The organism is Brevundimonas sp. 374 (assembly GCF_900102995.1).
Taxonomy (GTDB): domain Bacteria; phylum Pseudomonadota; class Alphaproteobacteria; order Caulobacterales; family Caulobacteraceae; genus Brevundimonas; species Brevundimonas vesicularis_C.
This window is the reverse complement of record NZ_FNKT01000005.1, coordinates 88,241-114,826: the sequence shown is the minus strand read 5'-3', so window position 1 is coordinate 114,826 and position 26,586 is coordinate 88,241. Positions and strand designations below refer to the sequence as shown.

Annotated in this window: 21 protein-coding genes; 7 read left to right on the top strand and 14 right to left on the bottom strand. The window is 58.1% G+C overall.

What is annotated here, in order from left to right; all coding sequences use genetic code 11:
* Window positions 1-44: 44 nt before the first annotated feature.
* The 4 genes from BLR19_RS12675 to BLR19_RS12660 all read right to left on the bottom strand — a co-directional run bounded on the left by BLR19_RS12675 (window position 45) and on the right by BLR19_RS12660 (window position 5,523).
* Window positions 45-1,544, bottom strand: a complete 1,500-nt coding sequence (locus BLR19_RS12675; RefSeq protein ID WP_091751645.1) for a phosphomannomutase/phosphoglucomutase — start codon at window positions 1,542-1,544, stop codon at window positions 45-47.
* A gap of 10 nt (window positions 1,545-1,554) precedes the next feature.
* Entirely contained in the window at window positions 1,555-2,640 is a 1,086-nt protein-coding gene (locus BLR19_RS12670; RefSeq protein ID WP_091751642.1) for a glycosyltransferase family 4 protein, read from the bottom strand.
* Between the two features lie 89 nt (window positions 2,641-2,729).
* Complete coding sequence (locus BLR19_RS12665) at window positions 2,730-4,943, bottom strand: AGE family epimerase/isomerase (protein WP_255366651.1); 2,214 nt, start codon at window positions 4,941-4,943, stop codon at window positions 2,730-2,732.
* A 118-nt stretch (window positions 4,944-5,061) separates the two neighbouring features.
* Window positions 5,062-5,523, bottom strand: a complete 462-nt coding sequence (locus BLR19_RS12660; protein WP_039243792.1) for an Lrp/AsnC ligand binding domain-containing protein — start codon at window positions 5,521-5,523, stop codon at window positions 5,062-5,064.
* A gap of 109 nt (window positions 5,524-5,632) precedes the next feature.
* Here BLR19_RS12660 and putA point away from each other — a divergent pair, with 109 nt between their 5' ends.
* From putA to BLR19_RS14725, 5 genes are all read left to right on the top strand, one after another.
* Window positions 5,633-8,764, top strand: coding sequence for a bifunctional proline dehydrogenase/L-glutamate gamma-semialdehyde dehydrogenase PutA (putA, locus tag BLR19_RS12655; protein ID WP_091751634.1), 3,132 nt, complete (start codon window positions 5,633-5,635; stop codon window positions 8,762-8,764).
* A 180-nt stretch (window positions 8,765-8,944) separates the two neighbouring features.
* Entirely contained in the window at window positions 8,945-9,754 is an 810-nt protein-coding gene (locus tag BLR19_RS12650) for an ABC transporter permease (RefSeq protein ID WP_176758347.1), read from the top strand.
* Between the two features lie 35 nt (window positions 9,755-9,789).
* Complete coding sequence (locus tag BLR19_RS12645; protein WP_091751630.1) at window positions 9,790-10,950, top strand: KpsE/RkpR family capsule polysaccharide export protein; 1,161 nt, start codon at window positions 9,790-9,792, stop codon at window positions 10,948-10,950.
* Window positions 10,950-11,621, top strand: a complete 672-nt coding sequence (locus tag BLR19_RS12640; protein WP_091751627.1) for an ABC transporter ATP-binding protein — start codon at window positions 10,950-10,952, stop codon at window positions 11,619-11,621. The genes BLR19_RS12645 and BLR19_RS12640 overlap by 1 nt, the downstream gene beginning before the upstream one ends.
* Window positions 11,603-12,526, top strand: a complete 924-nt coding sequence (locus tag BLR19_RS14725) for a hypothetical protein (RefSeq protein ID WP_143007383.1) — start codon at window positions 11,603-11,605, stop codon at window positions 12,524-12,526. Before BLR19_RS12640 ends, BLR19_RS14725 begins: the two co-directional genes overlap by 19 nt.
* A 25-nt stretch (window positions 12,527-12,551) precedes the next feature.
* Here BLR19_RS14725 and rfbA read toward each other — a convergent pair whose 3' ends face one another.
* Genes rfbA through BLR19_RS12615 form a run of 6 tightly spaced genes read right to left on the bottom strand, consistent with a single transcriptional unit; the run spans window position 12,552 to window position 19,677 of the window.
* Window positions 12,552-13,415 (bottom strand): glucose-1-phosphate thymidylyltransferase RfbA, encoded by an 864-nt coding sequence (gene rfbA, locus BLR19_RS12635; protein WP_091751624.1) that lies wholly within the window; start codon window positions 13,413-13,415, stop codon window positions 12,552-12,554.
* Window positions 13,412-14,314 carry a dTDP-4-dehydrorhamnose reductase gene (gene rfbD, locus BLR19_RS12630; protein ID WP_091751621.1) on the bottom strand — a complete coding sequence of 301 codons (903 nt, stop codon included), beginning with the start codon at window positions 14,312-14,314 and terminating at the stop codon, window positions 13,412-13,414. Before rfbD ends, rfbA begins: the two co-directional genes overlap by 4 nt.
* Window positions 14,307-15,362 (bottom strand): dTDP-glucose 4,6-dehydratase, encoded by a 1,056-nt coding sequence (gene rfbB, locus BLR19_RS12625; protein ID WP_091751618.1) that lies wholly within the window; start codon window positions 15,360-15,362, stop codon window positions 14,307-14,309. The genes rfbD and rfbB overlap by 8 nt, the downstream gene beginning before the upstream one ends.
* 17 nt (window positions 15,363-15,379) lie before the next feature.
* Complete coding sequence (rfbC, locus tag BLR19_RS12620; RefSeq protein WP_176758346.1) at window positions 15,380-15,979, bottom strand: dTDP-4-dehydrorhamnose 3,5-epimerase; 600 nt, start codon at window positions 15,977-15,979, stop codon at window positions 15,380-15,382.
* An 18-nt stretch (window positions 15,980-15,997) separates the two neighbouring features.
* Window positions 15,998-16,726: a glycosyltransferase family A protein gene (locus BLR19_RS14720; RefSeq protein ID WP_176758345.1), complete on the bottom strand. Its 729-nt coding sequence runs from the start codon at window positions 16,724-16,726 to the stop codon at window positions 15,998-16,000.
* A complete protein-coding gene (locus BLR19_RS12615) occupies window positions 16,723-19,677 on the bottom strand; it encodes a glycosyltransferase family 4 protein (protein WP_091751615.1) in 2,955 nt (984 codons plus the stop codon). The genes BLR19_RS14720 and BLR19_RS12615 overlap by 4 nt, the downstream gene beginning before the upstream one ends.
* A 157-nt stretch (window positions 19,678-19,834) precedes the next feature.
* Here BLR19_RS12615 and BLR19_RS12610 point away from each other — a divergent pair, with 157 nt between their 5' ends.
* Window positions 19,835-20,698 (top strand): class I SAM-dependent methyltransferase, encoded by an 864-nt coding sequence (locus tag BLR19_RS12610; protein WP_091751612.1) that lies wholly within the window; start codon window positions 19,835-19,837, stop codon window positions 20,696-20,698.
* Between the two features lie 15 nt (window positions 20,699-20,713).
* Here BLR19_RS12610 and BLR19_RS12605 read toward each other — a convergent pair whose 3' ends face one another.
* Window positions 20,714-21,625: an NAD-dependent epimerase/dehydratase family protein gene (locus BLR19_RS12605; protein WP_176758344.1), complete on the bottom strand. Its 912-nt coding sequence runs from the start codon at window positions 21,623-21,625 to the stop codon at window positions 20,714-20,716.
* Window positions 21,626-21,967: 342 nt separating this feature from the next.
* On the opposite strand from BLR19_RS12605, the gene BLR19_RS14715 reads away from it, so the two are divergent.
* The gene (locus BLR19_RS14715) at window positions 21,968-23,911 is read left to right on the top strand and encodes a tetratricopeptide repeat protein (protein WP_143007381.1); all 1,944 of its coding nucleotides are present in this window, start codon (window positions 21,968-21,970) and stop codon (window positions 23,909-23,911) included.
* Here BLR19_RS14715 and BLR19_RS12595 read toward each other — a convergent pair.
* The 3 genes from BLR19_RS12595 to BLR19_RS12585 are packed head-to-tail and all read right to left on the bottom strand — an operon-like array spanning window position 23,908 to window position 26,584.
* Window positions 23,908-24,720: a sugar phosphate isomerase/epimerase family protein gene (locus BLR19_RS12595; RefSeq protein ID WP_091751603.1), complete on the bottom strand. Its 813-nt coding sequence runs from the start codon at window positions 24,718-24,720 to the stop codon at window positions 23,908-23,910. The genes BLR19_RS14715 and BLR19_RS12595 overlap by 4 nt on opposite strands.
* A complete protein-coding gene (locus tag BLR19_RS12590; protein ID WP_091751600.1) occupies window positions 24,717-25,478 on the bottom strand; it encodes an NAD-dependent epimerase/dehydratase family protein in 762 nt (253 codons plus the stop codon). Before BLR19_RS12590 ends, BLR19_RS12595 begins: the two co-directional genes overlap by 4 nt.
* An 11-nt stretch (window positions 25,479-25,489) precedes the next feature.
* A complete protein-coding gene (locus tag BLR19_RS12585; protein ID WP_091751597.1) occupies window positions 25,490-26,584 on the bottom strand; it encodes an FAD-dependent oxidoreductase in 1,095 nt (364 codons plus the stop codon).
* Window positions 26,585-26,586 lie beyond the last annotated feature (2 nt).

Sequence of the window (26,586 nt, the reverse complement as noted above, 5' to 3'; positions counted from 1 at the left end):
GGGAAGCGGTCACGGGCGCGATTGGTTCAGTCCGCTGTGATCTTTCAGATTTCCTGGTTGAAGGCGCCGATTTCTGGATAGGCGGCCAGGCGCGGCTTGATCTCTTTGCGGAACAGGTCGCGCATATCGTCTTCTGACCGCATGCTCTCGACCACCACGACCAGTTCCGGCTTGTTGGACGAGGCGCGGACCAGGACCCATGAGCCGTCATCCAGATGGACGCGGACGCCGTTGACGGTGATGGCCTCGACGATCTTGCGGCCCAGGATTTCGCCGCCTGCTGCGGCCAGATCGGAATATTCCTTCACGATCCGCTCCAGCACGCCGTACTTGAGCTCGTCGTCGCAGTGGGGCGACATGGTCAGGCTGGTCCAGGCGTCCGGCAGGGCAGTCTTCAGTTCACTGAGTTTCTTGTCCGGATTGCGATCCAGCATGGCCAGCACTGCGCCGGCCGCGACCAGACCGTCGTCGTAGCCGTGGCCCAGATCGCCAGCCATGAAGAAGTGGCCCGACTTCTCGAACCCGGCCAGGGCCCCCAGTTCGGCGGTCTTGCGCTTGATGTAGGAGTGGCCCGTCTTCCAATAGACCACCTCGGCGCCATTGGCCTTGAGGATTTCATCGGTCTTGTAGAGGCCGGTCGACTTCACATCGACGACGAAGATGCTGTCTGGATAGACCTTGGACAGGTCGCGGGCCAGCATCAGACCGATCTTGTCGGCGAAAATTTCCTCCCCCGTGTCGTCCACCACGCCGCAGCGGTCGCCGTCGCCGTCGAAGCCCAGGGCCAGATCGGCGCCCGTCTCACGGACGCGCTGGGACATCTGCACCAGCATGGCGTGATCTTCCGGGTTCGGATTGTATTTGGGGAAGGTGTAGTCGAGGTCGGTGTCCATCTCGATCACCTCAACGCCCATGCGGCGCAAAGCATCGGGGGCGAAGGCGCCAGCCGTGCCGTTGCCGCAGGCGCAGACGACCTTTAGGGGACGCTTGATCTGCACCGTGGAGGCCACGTCGGCGATATAGGTTTCGCGGAAATCTTCGACCCGCACCAGCTTGCCGCCTGACCGGGCCACGCCCTCGCCGTTCAGAACGATCTCTTTCAGTCGGCTCATTTCTTCGGGGCCGAAGGTCAGAGGCTTGTTCGCCCCCATCTTCACCCCTGTCCAGCCATTCTCGTTGTGGCTGGCGGTGACCATGGCGACGCAGGGCGCATCCAGTTCGAACTGGCCGAAATAGGCCATCGGCGACAAGGCCAGGCCCACGTCCAGAACCTCCATCCCGCCTTCCAGCAGCCCCAGGATCAACGCCTGTTTGACGCTGAGGCTATACCCGCGGAAGTCATGACCGGTGACGATCTTGGGCGCGACGCCGATCTCGTGGACATAGGTGGCCAGACCGAGACCTAGGGCCTGGATGCCGAGGAGGTTGATCTCTTTTTCCAGGATCCAGCGCGCGTCGTATTCGCGAAAGCCTGTCGGTTTCACGAAGGCCAGGGTTTCGTAATCTGCGGTATTCGGCTTCAGGTCCTGCCTGGGCTTGAGCATTCTGATTGGCTCAGGCGGCGGCGCGTTTGCGAATCCGAGCGATGCGCCGCAGGCGACGCCAGAAGCGGCCGCGCTCAGGTTCGGGATAAGGCTGAAGGTTCTCAACGAACTGCTCGGCCGAGGCCCGCCAGCTGAACTTTTCCGCATAGGCCCGCACAGCCTTACGGTCGAGATCGAGGCACTGCAGGCAGGCGGTCTTGAGGTCCTTGTCGATTGCGCCTGCGTTCGATCCGGGAATGATGTCGATCGGGCCGTGAGCCGGATAGGCCGCGACCGGCGTACCGGCGGCCATCGCTTCCAGAATCACCAGACCGAAGGTGTCGGTCCAACTGGGGAAGACGAAAACGTCGGCGTCGCGGAAACAGCGGGCCAGGTCGTCGCCGAATTTGGCCCCGAGGAACTTGGCATCCGGATATTTTTCTTCGAGCTCGGCGCGGGCCGGGCCATCGCCCACGACGATCTTGGTGCCGGGCAGGTCGAGTTGCAGGAAGGCCTCGATGTTCTTCTCGACCGCCACACGGCCTACGTTCAGGAAGAAGGGGCGCGGCCAGTCCTTGCCGCCAAGCTCGTCGTAGATGCGCTCCAGGTCGGGATTGAACACCTCCGTGTCCACGCCCCGCGACCAGGGCGAGACGTTCTTGAATCCATGCTCGACCAGTTCGTCGCGCAGGGTCGGCGTCGCCACCATCAGCCGTCCCGACGGCTTGTGGAACCATTTCATATAGGCGTAGCCGACCTGAACCGGGATCGGGAAACGCGCCGAGACATATTCGGGGAATTTGGTGTGGTAGCTGGTCGTAAACGGCAGCTTCCACTCCACGCAGATGCGTCGCGTGGCGATGCCAATGGGACCTTCGGTGGCGATATGGACAGCCTCGGGTTCGAAGGCGCGCAGCATCTCGCGGATTTCTTCTTCCGCCCCAAGCGCCAGCCGGATCTCCGGATAAGTCGGGCAGGGGATGGTCTTGAACAGACTGGGTTCGATGACCTCGACCTCATGGCCCATGCCGCGGCATTCCGCGACGGTGCGCGTCAGGGTGCGGACGACGCCATTGACCTGAGGTTCCCAGGCGTCGGTGGCCAAAACGATGCGCATTGAGGCGGGCGGACCCTGAGCCGTTGAGTAAGGGCGGAACTTCTAGACGGTTCGCATGACGAAGGCGAGACGGATGTCGAGAGCTCTGATTACAGATCCAGCGAAGAGGCAAGATCAGGGCGCAGGGCGCCTAGCGTGGCCCTGACCTGACTGTAGGCGGCCATGATGTGGTAGAGAGAACTGGCAGGCGCTGGCTCGTCGATGAAATCGCCGCTCTCCAGCATTTTGTCGCGCCACAGACCGACGGGCGTCAGGTAACGCCAGAGGGCGCGCTGCGCTTTGGCGGCTTGCATCAGGCACAGATCGCGTCGACCGTCGTCTGAAGACGACGCCAGGATCAGGGCGGCCTTCAGCCATTCCGTCTGCGGCCACAGGCGCGCCCGCGCGCTTCGGATCGAGCCGTCGATATCCATCGCATCGATCGCCACCCCCCGCGAGGGATCGACACCGTTCAGGCCAGCCTCGAACAGTCGCCAAGCCACCTCGAGTGTCTCAGCGTCGGCGCGGGCTCTAGCGTAACGAGCCAGAAGCCAGGCCCATTCAAACTGATGACCGGGCTCTATCAGCGAACCGTCGCCGCCGGCTGCCGGAGACCAGTCGGAAGAGAAGAATTCTCGGATCGTGCCGGTGTCGGCATCGATGAACCGTTTGCGCGCCAAGGCGACGATCCGATCCGAAAGCCCTGCCCAGCACGAGTCGCCTCCTGCGTCCTCCCACGCGAGCGCCGCTTCTAGCAGATGCATGTGCGCGTTAGCTTGATAGGGATGGTCGCCAGTTTCCACGACACCACCGTCAGCGTCCATGGAAGCCACCACCTGATCGCGGATTTGGGCCGCCTGATCCTCGACGGATGCCGCGGGCACGGCGATCGAAATGTCGGCCAGGGCGAAGAGAAGGAAGGCCTGATCATAGATGGTCGTCGTATCGTCTTCGGGCGTGCCGGAGACAGACAGCCGGGTCCGCAGCCGCCCGTCAGCCTTCATGAGGCGCTGCTCAGTCCAGGCCAAGCCTGATGTGACCACACTGCTCCAAGGCCCTGGCCAGCCGAGACGACCTGCTGCAGAATAGACTTGGAGTTGGCGCGCCTGCACGACGGCGCGTCGTGAGGCCGGAAGTCGCCGCCCGTCCTGGGCCAGCAACTCCTCGAAGCCGCCCTCGGCGTTCTGGCCCAAGGTGCACCAGGTCGGCAGCGCCGTTTGCCGCACCCACGCCGCGAAGCGCGTCGCGCCCTGCTCAAGCGTTTCCTGGGGCGTCTGCGGGAAGTCGAGATGGCGCGGCGACAGCCCTTCCAATCGACTTACGATCTTTCGCACGTCCTGGCTTCGCGCCAGATCGGTAACCAATACCGCGTCCCGTTCGACCACGATGGCGAGATCGGACACGCCGACGGCGGCGACCAGGACGCCGTCGCAGGCCCGGACCAGGCAGTTCTCGGCGTCCTCGAACACATGCAGGCCGACGTCGCCCTCACCCGACCGGTGAACGGCGTCCCAGGCGCCGAGGTCCGACCAATCGAACGCAACTGGAAGGACGGCGGCGCGCCGAGTCGTTTCCATGACGGCGTAATCGATGGAGATCTTCGGCGCATCGCCGAACCTGCGGCCCAAGAGGATCGCGCCGCCGTCCGAGAGCGAAGAATCGAGCGCATCAGAAACGGCCTCGATCAGGCCTGCGGTGGCCTGGCGTAGCTCGTCTTGAAGCACATCGGCGCGGACGACAAAGTTGCCGCTGTTCCACAGATACCCCTCGGCGATGTAGCGTTCCGCGGTGACGAGGTCGGGCTTCTCGACGAAGGCCTTGACCTCCGCCAACCCCTCGCTGCGGGGGGCAATGTACCCATAGGCCGACGAGGGGCCGGAAGGCACGACGCCAAACGTGACGATGCGGCCGGTATGTGCGGCCTCGCTTGCCGTGAGAACTGCAGCGCGAAACGCGTCGCCGTCTGGGATGTGGTGATCGGACGCGACAAACAAATTCACCGCATCAGGATGCTGTCGTTTGGTCCAGATGGCGGCGGCGGCCATGGCGGCGGCGGACTCTCGCGCTTCGGGCTCCAAAAGGATGGTTGCGTCGCGCCCCAGCTCTTTCAACTGTTCGCAAATCGTCTGTCGATGCGCAGCGCCGCCAATGACGATCAGCCTGCCCTTCGAGCCGGCCAGGTCGATGACGCGCTCGACGGTCTCCTGAAACAGGGACCGATTGCCTGACAATGGAATGAACTGCTTTGGGCGCGACGGTCGCGACGCGGGCCACAAACGCGTGCCGGAACCGCCGCACATGATGACAGGGAAAATAACCGGCATTGGCGACGGCGTCGTACCTTGTTGTTGTGCGTGCAGGCATAGGGTAACTGAGAGCGTCCGTCACCTGCCGCAAAGCTTTAGGTAGATAGACCGCAATCAAAAGTATTCTTTAGCCTCCTTATAGAGGCAGCACCGTCGTCGATTTCACCTCTTCCAGCACCGCATAGGTTCGGGTTTCGCGGACGCCCGGCATCCGCACCAGCACGTCGCCCAGGAAGGCGCGGTAGGCGTCCATGTCGCCGACGCGGGCCTTGATCAGATAGTCGAAGCCGCCGGCGACCATGTGGCACTCCAGCACCTCCGGCTGGCTGCGAACGGCGGCGGCGAAGGCTTCGAAGACGTCGCCGGTGGTGCGGTCCAGCAGGACTTCAACGAAGATCAGCAGGTCCCGACCAACCTGAGCCGGGTCGATCATGGCGGCGTAGCCGGTGATGATCTTCTTTTCGCGCAGTCGTTTGACCCGTTCGAAACAGGCGGCGGGCGACAGGTTGCAGCGCCGCGCCAGTTCGGCGTTGGAAATGCGGGCGTCGGTCTGAAGAACGCGCAGGATGCGGCGGTCGACGGCATCAATATCGATCATCGGAAATCCGAGACGTGAGCCGAACGATCTTCGGCTTGGGTTTGTATCATACGAAGCACCTTCAATGAACTACGGCATATATGGCTGAAATCCACAGGATCTGTCGCCAATGACCATGCCCGCCTTCCTGCCTTCGAGCCTGGCCGCCTGGGACGGTCTGGATGCGCACAAGTTCCGCGACGAGCGTGAGGCCGTCACCGCCAATCTGGCGCGCATGCCCCTGGATGCGACCGAACGGGCTGATGTGGTCGCTGAGGCGACGGCCCTGGTCGAACACGCGCGTCGCAGCCAGAAGAAACAGGGCGTCGTCGAAAGCTTCCTGAAGCAATTCTCGCTTGGGACCCGCGAAGGTCTGGCCCTGATGTGTCTGGCCGAAGCCCTGCTGCGCGTTCCGGACGAGGACACCCGCGACCGCCTGATCGCCGAGAAGATCGGCTCGGCCGACTGGGCCGCCCACCTGGGTCAGTCCGACAGCTTGTTCGTCAACGCCTCGACCTGGGGTCTGATGCTGACCGGCAAGCTGGTCGATGTGGACGACGAGGCGCGCACCGATCTGCCCGGCTTCCTCAAGCGGATCGCCGGTCGTCTGGGCGAACCGGTCATCCGCCAGGCCGTGGCGACCGCCGTCAAGATCATGGGCGAGCAGTTCGTGGTCGGCCGCACCATTCAGGGCGCGCTGAAGCGGTCGAACAAGGAAGGCTGGCTGTGCAGCTTCGACATGCTGGGCGAGGGCGCCCGGACCATGGCCGACGCTGATCGCTATGAGAAGATCTACGCCGACGCCATCGAGGCGCTCGGCAAGACGTCCAAGGGTCAGGGGCCAGAGCACGGCCACGGCGTCTCGGTGAAACTGTCGGCCCTCTCCCCCCGCTATGAGGCGACGCACGAGGATGACGTCTGGGCGACCCTGTATCCCCGCATCCTTCGCCTGGCCCAGATCGCGGCCAAATACGACATCAACTTCACGATGGACGCCGAGGAGGCGGACCGTTTGGCCCTGTCGCTCAAGCTGCTGGACCGGCTGGCGCACGAGCCGTCGCTTGGCGGCTGGACCGGCCTGGGTCTGGCGGTTCAGGCCTATCAGAAACGCGGTCTGGAGACGATCGAACGCGTCGCTGACCTCGCCCGTAGCTCCGGCCGTCGTCTGATGGTGCGCCTGGTCAAGGGCGCCTATTGGGACACCGAGATCAAGCGCGCCCAGGTGTTCGGCCGCACCGACTATCCCGTCTATACGACCAAGGCGGCGACCGATCTTAACTATCTGGTCTGCGCTAAGGCCATGATCGAGGCCGCGCCGGCCATCTATTCCCAGTTCGCCAGCCATAACGCCCACACCCTGGCGGCCGTGCGGCGTATGGCGCGTGATCACGGCGTCGCGGTCGAGCACCAGCGGCTGCACGGCATGGGCGAGGCGCTTTATGACGCCGCTCAAGAAGTCTGGGCCAATGAAACCGTCATCGTCCGCGCCTACGCCCCCGTTGGCGGGCACGAGGAACTGCTGCCCTATCTGGTGCGTCGCCTGCTTGAAAACGGCGCCAACTCCTCCTTCGTCCATGCCCTGTTGGACGAGCGCGTGCCCGCCTCGGCCGTCGCGGCCGATCCCATTTCCCTGGTCGAGCAGGCGCCCGACCGTCACCCCAAGATTTCGGTTCCGAAAGACATGTACGGCGATCGTCAGAACTCCCTCGGCCGCGATTACTCTCAGGCCGCTGACCGTGAAGCCCACGCCAAGGCGCTGGAACTGGTCGACCGCGAGAAGTTGACCAGCGGTCCGATCATCGGCGGCAAGCTGCGCGCCGGCCTCAACGCTCAGGACGTGACCAATCCCTTCGATCGATCACAGGTGCTGGGCCATGTCTCGGAAGCCGAGGCGGCTGACATCGACGCCGCCGTCCAGGCGGCCGCCGAGGCTCAGGTCAAATGGGACCGCCAGGGCGGTGCCAAGCGCGCTATCGTCCTGCGCGCCATGGCCGACGCGCTGGAGGCCGATCTGGATCGGCTGGTCGCCCTGCTCAGCCGCGAGGCGGGCAAGACCCTGAACGACGGCGTGGCCGAGGTGCGCGAGGCCGCCGATTTCTGCCGCTATTACGCCCTGCTTGCCGAACGCGACTTCACCGCCCCCGAGACCCTGAAGGGTCCGACCGGCGAGACCAACCAGCTGTTCCTGCACGGACGCGGCGTCTTCGCCTGCATCTCGCCGTGGAACTTCCCCCTGGCCATCTTCACCGGCCAGATCGCCGCAGCCCTCGCCGCCGGCAACGCCGTGCTGGCCAAGCCCGCTGAACAGACGCCGCTGATCGCCGCCGAGGCCGTACGCCTGTATCACAAAGCCGGTCTGAACCCCGACCTGCTGGCCCTGGTCCCCGGGCGCGGCGAGACGGTCGGCGCAGCGCTGGTCACGCATCCGGGGATCGACGGCGTCGCCTTCACCGGCGGCACCGACACGGCGGCCGCCATCAACCGCTCGATCGCCGCCCGGCCCGGCGCCATCATCCCCTTCATCGCCGAGACCGGCGGCCTGAACGGCATGTTCATCGACACCACGGCGCTGAAGGAACAGGTGATCGACGACGTGATCCAGTCCGCCTTTGGCTCGGCCGGCCAGCGCTGCTCGGCCCTGCGCGTCCTCTATGTGCCCAGGGATTCGGCCGACGCCCTGATCGAGGGCCTGAAGGGGGCGCTGGCGGTCCAGACCGTCGCCGACCCTGCCGATCCCAAGACCGACATCGGCCCGGTCATCGATCCCGAATCCCGCCGGGCGCTCGAAGCGCACGTCGAGCGCCTGTCGAAGGAAGCGAAGATCATCGCTCGCGCCGCCTTGCCGATGGGCGCCGACAAGGGCGACCTGTTCGCCCCCACTATCGCTGAAATCCCGACGCCCGACTTCCTCGAACGCGAGGTCTTCGGTCCCATCCTGCACATCTACCGCTACGCCCCGTCCGACCTGAAGTCGGTCGCCGGCAAACTGGCCGCCCGCGGCTACGGCCTGACCCTGGGCGTCCACAGCCGTATCGAAGCCTTCGCCGCCGAAGTCGTCGATCTGGTCCCCGCCGGCAACGTCTACGTCAACCGCTCGATCACCGGCGCGGTGGTCGGTGTTCAACCCTTTGGCGGCGAAGGCCTGTCGGGCACCGGTCCCAAGGCCGGCGGGCCGAACAGCCTGATCCGCTACGCGGCCGAGAAGGCGATCAGCGTGAACATCGCAGCGCAAGGCGGCGATCCGGCGCTGCTCAACCTTTAGACGGTAGTGATCGTTCTGAGCTGCATGACGGTTATTAAGGAGGTGTGATTGTCTCACCAGCGAGAGGCCAAGCCTAATGTGGGTCGCGTTTGAACGAGGAACTTTTGGGTTCTCACGCCGGGGGATGCCTGGACTTTTGCACCTTTCGTTGACGAGGCGATTAAGCGGTTCTAGTGAGCCATGGTGAATGTCCAGCATCCTGTTAAAGCCGCAGAGCCACTAGGTTTGGTGGCAAAGAACCTGCGCATCATCCGGGCGTTGATGATGCGCGAAATTGTGACGCGGTTTGGACGGGAGGGGTTGGGCTTCCTCTGGTTGATTGGCGAGCCTTTGATATTTTGCTTCGGCGTTTTGATCATGTGGTCGCTGATCAAGCCGCCGTATGAACATGGCGTTCGTTTGGGCCCGTTTGTGATGACGGGCTATATGTGTCTGTTGCTGCTGCGGCACCAAGCCAGCTTCTCCGTTGGCGCCGTCCAGGCAAATATCGGTTTGCTTTACCATAGCCAGGTGAGCATTCTGAGTTTGTTTATAGCAAGAAATATGCTTGAATTTTTAGGAGGAACGGCAGCTTTTGCGGTGGTCTACGTCGCGTTGATCGCGCTTGGACAGGTCAGTCTGCCTCACAACTGGACACTGCTCTTGTGCGGCTGGATGCTTATGGGGATCATAAGTACATCCTTTGCGATGATGCTGGCGGCGCTTTCGCTGCGGTCAGAAGTGGCAGAACGACTTGTTCCTCTGATCTCCTACATGCTCATTCCGCTGTCCGGTGCCTTCTTTATGGTGGACTGGATCCCGTATAAGTATCGGGAAATACTTTTACTGATGCCGTTTCCGCATGGAATAGAGATGGTTCGTGCAGGCGTCTTTGGGGAGTTCGTGGCTACCCACTATAGGTGGCCGTACGCTCTCCTGCTGGCGGGAATAATGTTCTCGTTTTCTCTTCTGTTATTAGCCGACGCTCGTCGTCGAATCGATATCGAATAGTTATCTGCGATATCTTAGGTGAAAAGATCGAGGACATGAGCGAATCTCGCTTGGACTATCTGGGGCCTTTGGCAAATTCGTCACTTCCGAGAAAGTCCGAAAGGTGGAAGAGTTTGCCTTGGGGTTTCCTGGCATTGGTTGTGTTTCCAACGCTGATCTCCGCAATCTACTTCTTGCTTCTGGCATCTCCTCAGTATGTCTCGGAAGCGCGATTTGTAGTTCGAACCGCAAATGGGGGCGGTGTTCCATCAGCGTTTGGCGTCGCCCTTCAGGGCGTCGGTCTGTCTTCAGCTCAAACCGACGCCTTTGCTATTCACGAGTATGTAGGATCGACAGAAGCGGTTAGCGATCTCACTCGAAGGTACAACCTTTCGGCGATATGGGGGAGATCTGGAGTTGATTTTCTCTCTCGATATCCCCGGTTGGGCGAAAGCGCGACGAAAGAAGGCCTGCAGCGAGCCATGAAGAGGTTTGTAGTGATAGGCTACGACTCGACTACGGGCATCAGCACGTTGCGGGTGAACGCATTTCGACCGGAGGATGCACAGAAGATATCTGTCTCGATCCTGAACTCTGGTGAGGAGTTGGTAAACAGGCTAAATGAAAGATCGACCACCAACGCCGTTATAGACGCTCGGGGCGCGAAGGCGCGGGCGGAAGAAAAACTTGCTTCCGTTCAGGCTCAAATGACGAACCTTAGAACTAAAGAGCGCTTTATCGACCCAAGCGTAACGGCATCCGAAGCTAGTCGCATTATCGGTACGCTATTGGGCCGGGTTGCCGAAATCCGTGCAGAGCGGGAGCAGATTGCCTCTGAGGCTCCGGAAAGTCCTATGCTGGCCCAGCTGGACGGTCGCATAGCCGCTTACCAACGACAGGTTGAGGTGGAGCGATTGAAGGTTGCGGGTGGGGCAGATTCTCTCGCACCACAGGTGGGCGTTTACGAAGCACTCGAACTTGAGAGAAAGCTGGCGGCAGAAGATTTGACCCAAGCTGCGGGAGCTCTCCTCGTCGCTGAGCAGCAAGCGAAGCGACAACAGCTCTATCTCGAACGCATCGTGCCGCCCAGCCTCCCAGAAGAAGCCACGGAACCGAAGCGTTGGCTAGCTATTGGCACCATCTTCCTCGGTCTGATGCTTCTTTATGGCGTTGGCTGGCTGATCGTGGCAGGTGTGCGCGAGCATCGGCAGCACTGATGCCGGACTCTGACCATGTGGGGCTGCGTGTCCAATCCCTAGGCATGACCTACAGGACGGCGCACAAGCCCGTTTTTTCAAATCTGTCTTTCGACCTATCGCGTAGCGGACGATTGGCGATATTGGGGCGGAATGGCCAGGGCAAGTCAACGCTTATAAGGCTTCTTGGCGGTATCCAGAGTGCAACGGAAGGCTCCGTGCAATGGACTATGTCACGTTCTTGGCCTATCGGCTTTGGTGGCGGTTTTCAGGGAAGCCTCTCAGGCCTCGATAATATAAAATTTATTGCAAGAGTCTATGACCGTGAATTTAGTGATGTCTTCGACCGAGTTGAAGGGTTCGCGGAACTTGGCGGTTCCCTTAAATTACCGGTCAAACATTATTCCTCAGGTATGCGGGCGCGATTGGCCTTCGGTTTGTCTTTGGCTATAGAATTCGATTGTTATCTGATTGACGAACTTGTTGCTGTCGGAGACGCGCGCTTCTCGAGAAAGTGCCATGTAGAGCTTTTTGAGAATAGGGCTGACCGGGCATTTATGCTCGCGTCTCACAATGTCGAACTTATTTCCGAGCATTGTGATAGGGCGCTACTTATTGAAAGCGGCAAGGCAAGAATATTTGATGATATAGAGGAGGCGCTCGAAATATATCGATGGCTGAGGGCGAGTTAATGGTGGGTGCAGATTATGCCTGCGGGTGGATGCCTCGCTGTATTCTTCTCACCCCAAACAATAGTCATGGCCAATGGCTAGAGAGAATTCGTTCCGCGGTCACCGAAGCGGGCTTTGAGTTCGTCTTTGTGCAAGACCGAAGCCAGTCTCCTATGGTTGGGCCGGATAAACGGGTCATACTTTCTTGCGATCCCGACTTCCTTGCGCCCAGCCCGGATGCTCATGTTACAGTGATAGTAACCGATGTGGTATCAGCACTACGCCAGACCGAGGTTCTCACAGGAGCCAGCCGTCATGATGGCGTCGTCGATGCATCCAAACTGATCTTGAAAGCGATACAATTTCCAGCAACCCGGCGATATTACGATTCTGACGAGCCTGAGAAATTATTGGAGGTCTTGCCTGACGTATGGGTGGAGCGTCCCGCTGCATTAGCCCTCGATCGACCAACGCCTATTGAGAGCGCCGCCGCCGAAGCTTTTGGCATTTACGAAGTCGCTGGAATGGCTCCCGGTGCAAGAGCCACCCTGCGTGCACCACTTTTTGAATTTGATGAAAGACAGACTGTAAATCTGGACGACGTCAATCTTGATACGATGGGTGGCCCACGCTGGCTATTGCGTGGCCCAGGGATCTCGCTGCCAGCAGGCGAATGGCAGTTCTCAGTGACATTCGGCTTAAACGAGGATGCTGCAAGACATAGGTACGCGCTAGACTACGGTGATATTGAGGACCTTCAGCGCGTGGAAATCCATACAAAACGCGAAGGAAGATTTAAAATAACAGCAGTATGTAGCTGGATTAAGTCGACTAAAGCTGACCTTAGGATTGTATTATGCGAGGGAAGTATGGGCGGGCAATTTAGGTTCGATACTGCCGAGGTTCTATGTTTAAAGAGATTTTAAGGAGGTAAGCGCGTAAGGGCTGTAGTTACCTGAGGCACATTCTAAGGTAAGTGCCATACGCGCTCTTCCCGAGCCTAGCGGCCAAAGATTCCAGCTGACGTGCATCAATGAAACCTTTTTGGAATGCGACCTCCTCAGGACAGGCGATTTTGAAACCTTGACGCTTTTCCAGCACTCGGACGAACTCGGCGGCTTCCAGCAAACTGTCCGGCGTGCCGGTATCGAGCCATGCATAGCCGCGGCCCATCACCTCTACCGATAATTTTCCGCGCGCTAGATAGATCTGATTTAAGTCGGTGATCTCAAGCTCACCGCGCGGCGATGGCTTCAGCTGTCGGGCAAGTTCAACGACGTCAGAGTCGTAAAAATAGAGTCCGGTGACGGCCCAGTTCGACCTGGGGGCGATCGGCTTCTCCTCAATCGACGATGCTTGCATGTGCTCGTCGAAGTCAACGACGCCATAGCGCTCGGGGTCGTTGACGTGGTAGGCGAACACTGTGGCCCCATCCGGCTGCCTCATGGCTGAGGTGAACAGATCGGTTATGCCGTGGCCGTAGAAGATGTTGTCGCCCAGGATCAGGGCTGACGGATTATCGCCGACGAAGTCCGCCCCGATGACATAGGCCTGGGCCAGACCGTCGGGACTGGGCTGGACCGCGTACTGGATCTCCATGCCCCACTGCGAGCCGTCGCCCAGCAAGGCCTGGAAACTGGGGACGTCGCGCGGGGTGGAGATGATCAGCACTTCGCGGATGCCGGCCAGCATTAGGGTCGACAGCGGATAATAGATCATCGGCTTGTCGTACACCGGCATCAGCTGCTTCGACGTGACCAGAGTCATCGGATGCAGGCGCGTGCCCGATCCTCCGGCCAGGATGATGCCCTTCATGGGAGGGTCCTTTCGGCGTGAAGTTCGTGGACGATCTCGGCGACGGCGGCCTGCCAAGGGCGGGGCGCGATGCCGTAGTCGCGGGTCAGTTTGGCGGTCGACAGGCGCGAATTGGCCGGTCGCTTTGCCGGGGTCGGATATTCGGCAGCGGGGATGGCCTCGACCGTGGCGGACGGACCGTCGGTTGCGGCGCTGAGCGCGAAAATCTCGCTGGCCAGTCCGGCCCAGGTGGTCTCGCCAGCGTTGACGAACTGATAAACGCCGGTGGGGGCGTGCGCGTCGGCGATCATCTTCAGTGTGATCATCTTAAGCGTCTGGGCGATGTCGCGAGCCGAAGTCGGGCAGCCGTGCTGGTCGCCAACCACGCGCAGTGCCGGCCGATCAGCGGCAAGGCGCAGCATGGTCTTGAGGAAGTTTGCGCGGTGCACGCTGAGCACCCAGGCCGTCCTCAGCACGACCGAGCGCGGATTGCCGGCGCGCACCGCCATCTCGCCGGCTAGCTTGGATGCGCCATAGACGCCCAGCGGCCCGACCGGATCTGTCTCGACATAAAGACCGTCCTTGGCCCCGTCGAACACATAGTCGGTCGAGACCTGGATCAGCGGGATCCCGGCCTCGCGCGTTGCGTCGGCTAGGACCGCCGGACCCATGGCGTTGGCGGCGAAGGCAGCGCCGACTTCGCTTTCGGCCTTGTCCACGGCCGTATGGGCGCCGCAGTTGATCACGGCGGCGAAGGGAGTGGCGGTGAAGGCGGCGCGCACCGAGGCAGCGTCGCACAGGTCGAGTTCCGCCCGCATCGGCGCGTGCAGCACAATCTCTTGAGGCCAAGCGGCGGCCTGAAGTTCCAGCCCAACCTGACCAGCCCCGCCCGTGATCAGGATGTGAACGGGATCAGCCATTGCCCACGCCCAGACGCTGGGTCGAATAGCGGGCATCCAGAATGTCCTGCCACCAGGACTGGTTCTTCAGATACCAGATCACCGTCTGTTCGATGCCCTGTTCGAAGGTCACAGACGGGCTCCAGTCCAGGTCGGATCGAATTTTGGAGGCGTCGATTGCGTAGCGATGATCGTGACCTGGCCGATCGGTCACATAGGTGATCTGGTCTGCGTATTTACCTTCGGCCTTGGGTCGCAGCCGGTCCAGGATCGAACAGATGGCAGTGACCACCTCGATGTTCTTCCGCTCAGCGTTACCGCCGACGTTGTAAGTCTCGCCCGGCGTGCCAGTTTCGAACACGACCTGTAGCGCGCGGGCGTGGTCATCAACGAAAAGCCAGTCGCGCACGTTAGACCCATCACCATAGACCGGCAGCGGCTCGCCGCTCAGGGCCCGAATGATAATCAGCGGGATCAGCTTTTCAGGGAAATGGTAGGGGCCATAATTGTTGGAGCAGTTGGTCACGAGCACCGGCAGGCCGTAGGTGTGGCCCCAGGCGCGCACCAGATGGTCAGACCCTGCTTTGGACGCCGAATAGGGGGAGCGTGGATCATAGGGGGTAGTCTCGGTGAAGAATCCGTCTTCGCCCAGCGAGCCGAACACCTCGTCCGTCGAGATGTGGTGGAAGCGAAACGCAGCCTTGGCGTTCCCGTTCAGCCCTCGCCAATAATCCAGGGCCCGATCCAACATCACAAAGGTGCCGACCATGTTGGTCTGAATGAAGGCGCTCGGTCCGTCTATCGAACGGTCGACATGACTCTCGGCCGCCAAATGGGCGACGACTTCAGGCCTGAACTCCCGAAATGCTTTGGACACGGCATCGGTGTCGCAGATATCGCCCTGGAAAAAGGAATAGCGATTGCTGGACGCCACGCGATCCAGCGAACTGAGCACGCCCGCATAAGTCAACTTATCGAAAACCAGGACCTCATGATCCGTATGTTCGATCAAGCGCCGCACTAGAGCCGAGCCAATGAAGCCGGCGCCGCCGGTGACTAGGATACGCATCGGACTCTCCGTCAATATCAGGCACCGGTCAGCGGAAGAAGCGGCTGGCCGTCGTACTCAAAGGGGCTGTCAAACTCCGCCAAGGTTGGCAGAGCTTTGTCTTTATGGGACAAGATTGCGCCGTCCCTTGGCAGGGGCCAGTTGATAGCAATGCAGGGATCGTTCCAGACAATACCCCCGTCGCAGGCTGGCGCGTAGACGTCTGAAACCTTATAGGCGACCTCCACGTCGGGCTCGAGTGTGATAAAAGCGTGAGCGAAGCCGACGGGCACGAAGAACTGTTCGCCCCCCTCCGCAGTTAGCTTGGCTGCTAAGTGCTGGCCGTAGGTGGGTGATCCGCGGCGAATGTCGACGGCGTAGTCCATAATCGCCCCGCGCACACATCGTACCAATTTAGCCTGAGCATGCGGTGGGCGCTGGAAATGCAGACCACGTATCGTGCCTTGGAGGGCCGAGTAGGAGTGATTATCCTGTACGAATCTTACGTCAATCCCAGCCGTTTGAGCGGATGCTTCAGAATAGGTTTCCATAAACCATCCCCTGTCATCAATGAACCGACGAGGTGAAGGGAGCCGCCTGGGGATGCGGACTGGGTCGGATTCAAAGATCGGCGACATTACCTAGTCTTTTTAGGGTCACACAGCTGCACCGCGTTGCCACTGGAACGAGGTCAGTGCGGTTGGTCGAACGATAGCATCATTTTCATCACATTTAGTCATTTGAGAGCCAATCCTACGCCGTTTCATGTGCACAGTTCCGGGCACTGGACGGTGGCTGAAGCCCGCCTCGAGAGTCACATTGTTCCAATGCCAGTCTTCGTGTGCATAGCCATCCCGAATTGCGTTCTTCTCAAACGGTATTTTCACCAAAATCTCTCTGGGCGCGAAGCACATAGCATCCCAATAATTGGCTATCCTCTGATAACCGACGTCGAAGTCTGTGGCCTCTGAGTCCTCATGAAACCAAGCCAGGCGGTGTTCTCCAAACACGAGGTTCATTTCGGAGTGAGCGATTGCCTTCTCACCGTTCGCTTCACAAAAAGCATGACTAAGCGCGATCCACTGGCATCCCCATAGGTCGTCTGCATCAAGGAAAGTGACATACTTACCTCTAGACTCTTCGACGCCTCTGTTTCGAGTCATGCCAGGATCACCATCATTATTCAAAATGACACGGCCGCCGCGCGAATCTACAGCCGAGAACATTTTTTGTGTTAACGCTGTTGGGCGATCTAGGACAACGAGTGCTTCCACAACAATTCCGAGGCTGCGAGCTTCATCGATCGCTGCCCAGTAGCTGGCTAAAGCAGGACCCGCGAGCAGTCCTTCGCCATGCGCGGTGATGATGGCGGTGACGTCAATCACTGCTTCGATCCTTCAAGTATGCTGCGCAGTCTGTGATCATACGCCGCCTGTGAATGACGTTGCGCAACCATGTCTCGAAGCGCTGCGCCTTCGGCGGACCGCCTGTTTGGGCTGGCGATGGCTGACCTCAAGGCGGCTACATAAGTTTGAACGCTCTCTACATCATGCACAGGCCAGCCGGTTTCAGGCGTGATCAGTTCAGGCACCCCGCCTACCGCACTGGCGACGATTGGCACACCGCGCGCGCCCAGCTCAATCAGGAGTGTCGGCAATCCCTCCCATTCGGAAGTGAAAAGCCAAGCGTCCGCAGCCTCGAGCCCAAGCTCATCGTAGCCGGTGAAGGATTCTTTAAGAGTCATATTCTTCGGCAGGGTGCTCAAATCCGGCCCTTCGTCCAGAAGTGCTTTACCCCACGCACGAAAATCTACGTCGGGCATGGCCTTGGCAATTTCGATCGCAAGGTCGAAACGCTTCTGACGATCCAATCTACCCGCCCAAAGCACGAGCGGTCGAACATTTGGCGGCTGCCCGGATCCAAATGTGCTGACGGGATCCGGGGGGGCGACGTTTTTTGCCAGCGGAGTATAGATTGGATAAATGCGGTCCTCGAGATCAGCGGGCGGCGTGTAAATCTGCGTTAGCTGATCTTTTAGGTACTGGGTATCAGTCAAAATGCCGGCAAGGTTGTTGGCCGTCTCAGCGTAAAAATCGCTAGGATATCCTGCCCAGGCGCCTTCCGGCGTACGATCCCAGCAAAAGAGATAACCGAATAGGTCTGTGCGGTCTTTCAGGCGCTTTCCGAACCGCCTGAAAACCCTCCAGCAGAGATTGCTGTTCACATTGACTACACGCTTGGGGGCAAGTCCCGCCAGAATAGTGTTGAGGAGACGCTCCGCAGTGGGCGCGTCGACGGAACGCATTATATCGGACACATCCACAAGGTTGACATCGCTTGGCTTCCATTCGATGCGATCGACTGCAGGATGGTCGGTCTGCAGCATTAGTATTGACTCGTTAGGATAGATTCGACGCAATGATGCCGCGAGTAAGCAAGCAACCAGATCAGCACCGCCTGTCCGAAGCCAAGGAATACATACGACAGAATCATAGCTCTGTGTGGATATACGCTTTGTGAGCTCCAGAAGGCGGTCGGCGACTACATCATGAGTGGGGGGCGCAAGAAGCTGGTGGAAGGTCTTCAAGGGACCGACCAGCGGTTCCATCGTCAACGCCCTGGCTACTTGTTTGTGAATAACGGGGTTGAGAAAGCTGCGTGCAGCCAATTGCGCGCGACTATAGATTCGGTCTGACAAAGTCAGAGCGCGTCGGAAGTAGTTCTGCCAATTCACGCCCTCAAGAGGAACGTCTTTGTCGGCTAGGGCTGGCGCAAGCGCGAGCATCGGAAGTTCGTTACTGGCGCGGCCTTCGAAAATCCCGTGGCTAAGGAAATGCTCAAATAGCCAAGCATTCCAAGACGTCAGATCAGGGTAGCGCTCGAGATATGCGCCTTCATCAAAGGCCTTATTGGTGTTGATGCGGCGAAGCCGTCCAACCTCCAAGAAATGCGCGAAGGCTGAATCATCATTCGAAAGCTCGAAACCGCCATCCTTGGATTCCGCGCGATAAACACTGGGAGAGAAGAAAACGCCTTCGTAGTCCTCCCCCTGAGCTGATTGGTTCAGGAAAGCGATAAAGCTGTCCCAGCTGTTTCCAATTTCATCCGGAAGCGGGCTGAAAATGCTGATCGCCATGCGCGCAGCATCAGGTCCGACGGCCAAGGCCAAGCCACGTGAGGCTTTCAAAGCGCGATCATAGTCGTCTAGCGTTAGGCGTGTTGGACGTCTCGACGCTTGCGCCGTCACGATCCTGGAAGGCCAAAAGCCTTGATCGATCCCGTGCATCAGATAGTGATAATAGGCGGGAAGGCCGGGTTCTCCATTTGCCCTCTCAACATACCACGCGGGATCGAAAAATCTGTTCGGTCGTCTTCCTTCCCAAAGGCCGTTACGGACATAGTGCTCAAACATTGTGCCGCTGTAACTTGCGAGATCAGGATACTCCGCCGCGTAGAACACTTCATCAAAGCGCCATGTCGGCGTCTCAATTCGTTCCCTGCCGATGGCCAACCAGTGCAAGAGTGCGGGTATTTTGCCATCCATCGAGATGCCAGCTTCGCTCGCCATCTCCCCATATGAATCAGGATCGAACAGAGGCGACGGCGCCTGATTATGCCACAAGCCATGCATTAAGAAATGTTCGAGATGTTGCTCACGCGACGCCGAGGCCGGAAGTTTTGAGGATGGCGCAAACATTGGCTCATACAGCGCAACAAGAATTGCGGCTTCGGGCTCGCCGAATGTCGGCAAAGTTAGCCGAAGAGGCGCTACGACGCGGTTATAAAAGTCCGACGCCATGCTGGCGCTAGGCATTGCCGCCAGAAAAGCATTTGGGATGGTCCTGTCCCGCTTGAAGCGAAAGCTGAGCTTGGCGCGAGGTAATGAGCCTGGCTTGGTCGCAGACATCCCGGGCGCATTGCGTCCCTCAAAAAAGCCGTGAAGCACATAATGCTCGAATGCATCAACGCCTGTCGCAGCCACATCCGGGTTCTCGTGCAGGTAGGCATCAGCATCAAACTCAGTCGTTGGGTTGACGCCTGCTCGAATGCCAACCGTGGCCCAATGCACCAAAGCACCTCTTTGCTCGGCTTGTGGGGACGTTCCAGCCGCGGCTGCACGCCTGGTGTAAGTCTCAAAATCAAACAGCGCTGTTCGAACCGCGACTGGTTTACGAAGGTAAGATTCGACAAGGCTTTCCGGTGAGCAGGTAGTGGAAAGCCCACGGCTGCTCATGAAATCGCTAGTCCGTAGCATGGATGCCAGAAGAAGCTTCTGCCGTTCACTCAAGGCGGGGCCGCCGGACGTTTTAGACATCAATCGTTTCGCCCAGGCCATCACCACCCCAATCTTCTATGCCGAGGATTTAGCGGTGATCGGTACGGCGATCCATCACAAAATCTCCCTTGAAGGATCAAGCAACTTTCGTCCAAAGCCTTGCGCTCGAGAGCTTTTTCGAATCCACCTGTTTCGATAACCACCAGGGTATTAGACAATGGCACGATGGGAAGACGGCATCGCCCTTGAAACGGCGACGTCATACAATCCGCAACAGATCGGTAGTGTCAGCAACTACCTACACCAAGACGCCGGAGAGGTAGCCTGGCGCTCCTATTCCGCCGATTCGCTCGCCGATATGGTCGAACGCGACCCGGCACCCCTGCCCTCAGTCGAGGATCGTGAAGGTTATTACGGGCCCAATCATTTCAACTATTGGGCGAGCGGGCTTGTCGATTATGCGATAATTACGGGTTGGCTTAGGGAGCGAAATATCCCTCTTCGGGATTATATGGATATGGGATGCGCCTCAGGGCGCGTGCTGCGCCATTTCGCCGCGCAAAGTCCTGACGTACGAGTGTTTGGCTGTGACATTAATCGTCGCCACGTGGACTGGTGCGCTGCTTACATGCCCGCAAATGTGAGCGTGTTTCAGAACACGTCATTACCACACTTGCCCATGCCGGACGCGACCTTGGATTTGATCACTGCGTTTTCAGTCTTCACTCATGTCGAATCATTCGACACTTCATGGATGATGGAATTGCGGCGAATACTTCGCCCAGGAGGCATAGCGTGGATAACCATCCATGGCGACCGGACGTGGCGTGAAATCAACGATACGTGGCCGCTTTATATTCCCCTAACAACCCACCCTGAATATTCCCAATACGAAGAAGAGAAAGAGTTGCCAGAAGATCGTTTAGTCTTCCGGTGGGTGTCGGAAACGTCATACTCAGCCAATGTGTTTTACAGATACGAATACATTCGGCGAGTGTGGGGGCGCTTTTTCGAAGTTGTCGATCTCTTCCCAGCCTCGCCGTCTTATCAGGACGTCGTCGTCTTAAGGCGAAAGGATTGACGGGATAATAGAACGTCAATTCGACTTGGGTCCCAGCCACGTTTTTAACAGTGTCTGGCTGATGGGTGTGGATGCCCTCCACCCCAATTGCCGCTCGGCATTGCTGCAGTCGAGGATCACGTATGGAACATCAACCTGTCGAGCGGGCTCTATCTTCACAGGAACAGTGAGGGAGAGCGTTGTTTCTATCAACTTGATCATCTGGGCTATACTGAGGCCCTTGCCGCTGCCGATGTTTAATGTGCGGCATTCCGAGCTGACGTCGCACGCTGCAGCCATCAGGGCGGCTGCGACGTCGTCCGCGTCCACATAATCCCTGACGTTGCTCGTGCCGAAAAGCGGCAGCGACTGGGCAGTCCTAACAGCGTGAAAAGCGGCGGGAACTAGGCCTTGTCTGGGGTTGGTGTGGTAACGACCAACGGGATTTGATAACCTGAGAATTGAAAACCTCTGTCCCCTAGAGCGTGACAGCAGTCTGAGGCCGTCTTCAATTATCATTTTGCCGTACCCGTACGCTGATATTGGCAGCGTTGGCTGAGCTTCGGTTATCGGAGCCTGCTGACGTGCACCGTACACCGCCCCCCCGGATGAGGTAAAAATGACGCGTGCATCCAGATTGAGCCGCGCGCATCGAGTGAAAAAACGGAGTGCCGGCGTGGCATTGAAGTCGAGTTCACCATCTGGATTGGCTTCAAATGTCCCTGGCACGGAAGCCGAACGCAGATAGAGTATAGCGCTGGCTTGCTGGATGATTTGATCGCCTACAGCACCTTCGAATGAGTCTGCGTCAATAAACGTCTCGCCGGTGTTGGCCTCAAGCTGCTCTTGAGCTCCGCTCCGTAGGACATATACGACGTCGCATCTTCCTCGGGCAAAATCCCGAAAGTGCTGACCTATGAAACCGCTGCCACCGATGACTAAGATCAAATTGAGGCTCTCATCATTACGACCGCCAAGCACCAGATGCGCCAGCCTCCTGACTTATGAGCACAATGGTGAGATGACGCCAAGCTCCTGATCGCTCCATTTAGTTGCGGGAGGGGTGGGGGCGGGGGCTGAGCGATCGGACGCCGGCCCGATCGACCTCTTTTACGAGAGCCGCCGACGGACATGTGCAGTCTGGCGTCGCCGATCCGTGAGCTTTACCGCGCGCCGCCTCTGCGGACGGCGCGTTTTCATCCGTAGCCGGGGTAGAAGATGCGTTGGCTCTAAGGCATACGTGGCCACCACAATTTTGGTCTCAGAGCCAAGACTTATTCAGGAAGGCCGATGCCAAGCGAAACCTCGCCGAAAAGTTTGGATGTCTTGCGCGTGGAGGCCGAAGAGATGAGCCGAATACTCCATTCCGAGCCGCGCCAGTGGGGCCCCTTCTACGCCAGTTACGCAGACGCCATGGTTGCCTTGGGGTGGCATGACCGCGCTCTTAGGGAACTCGAAGCGGCTGCGGTTTCGCTAGAACAAGTGGAACGTGGATCACCAATCCACATCACTGCCCTGTATAGAAAGGCCGTCATCGAGCATGGGCTGGGAGATCGCCTTTCGCTCGTTGAAACTCTGAAGCGGCTGCTGCTTGCGGATCCCAGCGCGCTGCCACTAGTGCGACCGCTTCTTTCCGATGCGCTAGCGAATAGGTTGGAGAGGGAATTGGATGCATCTTCCGCCGGCGCGGCAAGGTGCGCAAGCGCACTTGCCGCGCTCCTGCGCGGTGCGCGCGAATCGCTAGTGGAGTGTGATCCTTTATCAGTAGTGGAGGCGGTATCGTCATATGTATTTATGAAGATTGAGGAACTGAGCCCAGCTCAAGTTAATTATTTAACTGGGCGCGGCATACACGAAGAATTCTTAACCAAAGTTTTTGCCAACAGAGCTGGTTTAACAAACTTTGTATCCCCGCCTACCAACGGAACTCCGTGGCGCTCCGACCCGGGTGTGTCTCCCAGAATTCGTGACGTCCTTGATGCGATACAGGACGGCGCCAAGTCGACCATCAGTCCTTGGTCTGCGCAGGCGGTGAGGTCGAGAAAGATGCTTGGATCGGAGGTTTTTCTTTTTCGAGAAGAACATGATCCATTCATCGTGGCTCAGTGGACGGAAACTGATCGAGTAACAGCTGACACCTTTTGGATTTTGCCAAGTATATCAACGGTATTGTATTATGGAGAATCGAACATTCGGGATTTGGATGCCCGAAATCGAATCTCGATGCTGTACGTAGACCTACTGGGCGATCAACAAAAAACGCTTTTGTATCTAAGCATTGATGCAACCGAGGTCATAGTTGCCCAGCATCCAATCCCGCACATTGGTCACTACGTATGGAATGGTGTGTCTGGATGGGACGCCTTCTTCAAATACTGCCCGCGTGACAGAAGGCCAGACGCCATCGCTTACAGCGGCAATCTTCGAATGATGGGCGATGTTACCGAAATCTACCCCGAATTCTGCAGTCAAATTCGGGAGATCGTAGTTTGTGACGATGAAGCTCAGCTAGCTGCGTTGCCGCGTGCTCGAAATGCGATTGTACTAACGCTTAAGGATGACTTCGTGACAGAAGGGTTGGCGCGGCGGATGTTAAGTTGGGCGGGTGACAACGTCAGCGAAGAATTTCAAGCGGAGATCGCAGATTTCAGATCGCGGTGTTATCCTGTCATTCTTGTGAACGTACGATTGGATAATCGCGCTTGGATAGAACAGGCGGAAGGCTTCGCAGAACTCTTCAAGGCATTGCGACTAGTTCATCCAGCCATAGGATTTATCATCGATGGGATAAACAGCGGCGTAACTCAGGGTTGGACGCATGCCGATATGTCAGTTGATCGTGAGCGCCAACTGGCTCGAAGCCTCATCAATAGCACCGACGACGTAATGATTTACGATTCCATCGGTTGCACGGTTGCTGAGAGCCTAGTCATTGCCGAGATGGCTGATGGCTTCATAGGTCATGTTGGCGCGGGCATGGCAAAGTACCGCTGGGTAGCGAATCTGCCTGGGGTGGCGTTCTCAAACGAGACATTCTCTACGCCCGGACATCGTGATGGCCAGCTGTACGACAGCTACCGCGAAGGCGCGCGGAAGGCCATTCATGTCCCGCAATCCGCGGTCAGGGATGATCGATCGCCGGGCGCCCCAGTAGGAACGAAGGCGAATTTTTCGATGAACTGGCAAAGCGTCTACGAAGCGGCTTTAGAGCTTATTCGTACGCTTAGAAGCTAGATCGTGCCGTAGCGCTGAGTGGCGAACACCACCGCTTGGCGCGCAGCTTCAAAACCTTGAGGTTGCTCGAGCATCTCTATGGATACCCACCTATCGTAATGAACCTTGCCTAAAGCTGTAGCAGCTGCGGAATGGTCGGCTTCTGGGTTCGAAAACCCTGCCAGGCCGGGTTCAGCGATTTGGAAATGCGCCAGCTTTCGGCTGCAGACAGCGATGGCCTCACCGATGTCGTCGCCACCAAGCAATACGCAACCCGTATCGAGATGAACCCGCAAGCCAGGATCATTGACCGTATCGACAATGGCCAACACATCTTGCCAACGAGGCAAGAAGTCGCCGCCATAATAAGCTGGGACGGGCTCTAAGCCCAAAACCAGTCCGCCTGAGTTTTGCGCTGTCTTAGCCAAAATCCCCAATCTTTCGGCGCCTAAGTCGAAGGCGTCACGCTCGCTGAGGGTCCCTAGCAGGCGTTGTTTGGGTGCGCCGAAAACAGCGGTCGAAGCACCAAGCTGGGCGGCAACCTCGGCGACCTTGCGCACCTGTAAGTCCATGGCCTGAAAGGCTTGAGCGTCGCCCAGAAGCTCTGCCCCCTCGCATCCGTAGAAGATGGCTTGCAGGGAAGAGATTGAAAGCCCAACCGCGGAGAGACGTGAGCGGAACGCTCGAAGGAGATCCGGGGAGAGAGAACCCCATGGCGTAATACGTGTGGGCGCGACTTCAAGTCCGCGGAGCCCGAGTTCTGCTAGGTTGGCCAAGTCGTCGTCTGAGGTCGAGGATGGTAGCGCGAGGTTTGAAAGCGCGAGCTTCATGCCGTCGTCCGCATGACAAAGCCTTTCAGGCGCTCCATGATCTCCGACGCGGATATGTGATAGTGTCCGGTGCCTCCTAGTAGCGATGCATGAAGCGTGTGCATGTCATAGGCAGGCGCGGGATAAGCTGCCGGCCCCAGCAAAACTTGGGGGAAAAGCGCTTTCGCGATATCTGCCGTTTTTATGGGCTCTGGTGCAATGTTGACTAGGCGAATGTCGGCAGCGACTATTTTTTTCAAGTCGGAATGGAGCCTTTCCATAGGGTACCATTGAAAACGACTTGCCGGATTTATCTTTTCGGTCTGGTTTGTATGAACCAAATCAAAAATGATGTTCTTCTTGAGGCCTTCGCCAAATAGACCTGGAAGTCTTATGATTGTTGATTGCTCAAATTCCGATTCAACAAACAACTCCAGCAACCGTCGATTTCGGCCGTACGCTTCAACGTGTTTCTCCGGAGTGTCCGCCTCGTTCACGTCGTGAGCGGTTGGGTAAACATCAATAGTCGAAACCAAGATGAGATGACGCGTTCGAATGGTTGACAAAGCATCCATCAACTTTGTCAGATTGCCAAGATCCTCTTCCGGATTTTTGTTGGCAAGCCACTTCACCGCGGGTGCCCCCGCGCATACGACGGCATCAAACTCCTTCCCCGCGATGTCATCGATCGTCTTGGAGTTGAAAGATGCGGTGAAGGCAATGTTTCGGCTCAAGGTGGAGCCGACAAATCCAGTGTCGCCGATCAGGCCCCAGTTCATAGCGAAGCTTTTCACTTATCGAACTCAGGCATCAAGATGTCGTCGCGGAGACGGTTAGCTGTCTCTACGTAAGGTTGCGAATGCTCTGCTTCAATCATAGACAGAATGCGCTCGGTGGCGTGGAACACAGTATCAATTTTTCCCGACATCACAGAAAATAGCCGTTCTGTCTGATTAACGTAGCAACTGCGATCGTCAGCTCGTCCATTTAGTTTGGTCTTCATTGATAGCTGTGCTCCAGCAAATCGGAATACATCTCCAAAGCGTGGAACGTTCTTAAGTATCTGAAGCTCCATCAATTCACGTTTTTCGTTTACCAAAGCGCTCGTGACCTGATCTAACGCTTTCTCTGCACTTCGCACATCCAAGAAATTTCCTAATGGCGTGTGCGTGACGCTGGAAAGAGTGAAGATATGCGGATCTTCGGTTGGATAAACTGAGCTCAGAGGTCCATCTACTAGGGTCACTGCTGGCGCGTCCGCGCTTGCTTCATAGTAAAGCAATAGAGTGGGCTCGAAAAACGTGTCAGCAGCTCCTTTGCTGAATTTCCCCCATGATGCGTCTATTATGTAATCAAAACATTCACCATTCACCGACGCATTGCGTCCGTTGTAGCTAATACACGTAACTTCTTCACCCAAACGGAGCACATTTTCTAGTCGCTTTGAAAAGAAGTGTCTCGCCCTGCTGATCATCAAAACGCGTTCGGCCGTCAGCACGGCGCCGTCAATGTCGTGCAGCCATTCTGCGTTGTCGTTATACTCGGCGAAATCAATTCCTGACGAAGCCATTATCATCTTGTAGGTGTGGAAATCGATCAGACTTTCATTTCTCGGTACGGCGTAGATGTTGGTTGGAACAGGTGCCGATAAATCAGGATATCTTTCAATAAATCTTAGAAAGCCGTCTCTCGACTGCTGGCGCGTGCCGTGGTGCCTCGCGTAGTGGAAGCCTAGGTGAAGTCGAAACTGATTGTGACCCGAAGCCTCATCCAGAACGCGTAACCGACGTTCGAAAACAGTCACTTCGAAGCCCAAACTGAGCAACGACGAAGCTAGGTGGCATCCATACCAACCTGCCCCAATGATACCGACCTTGAATGGCAAAA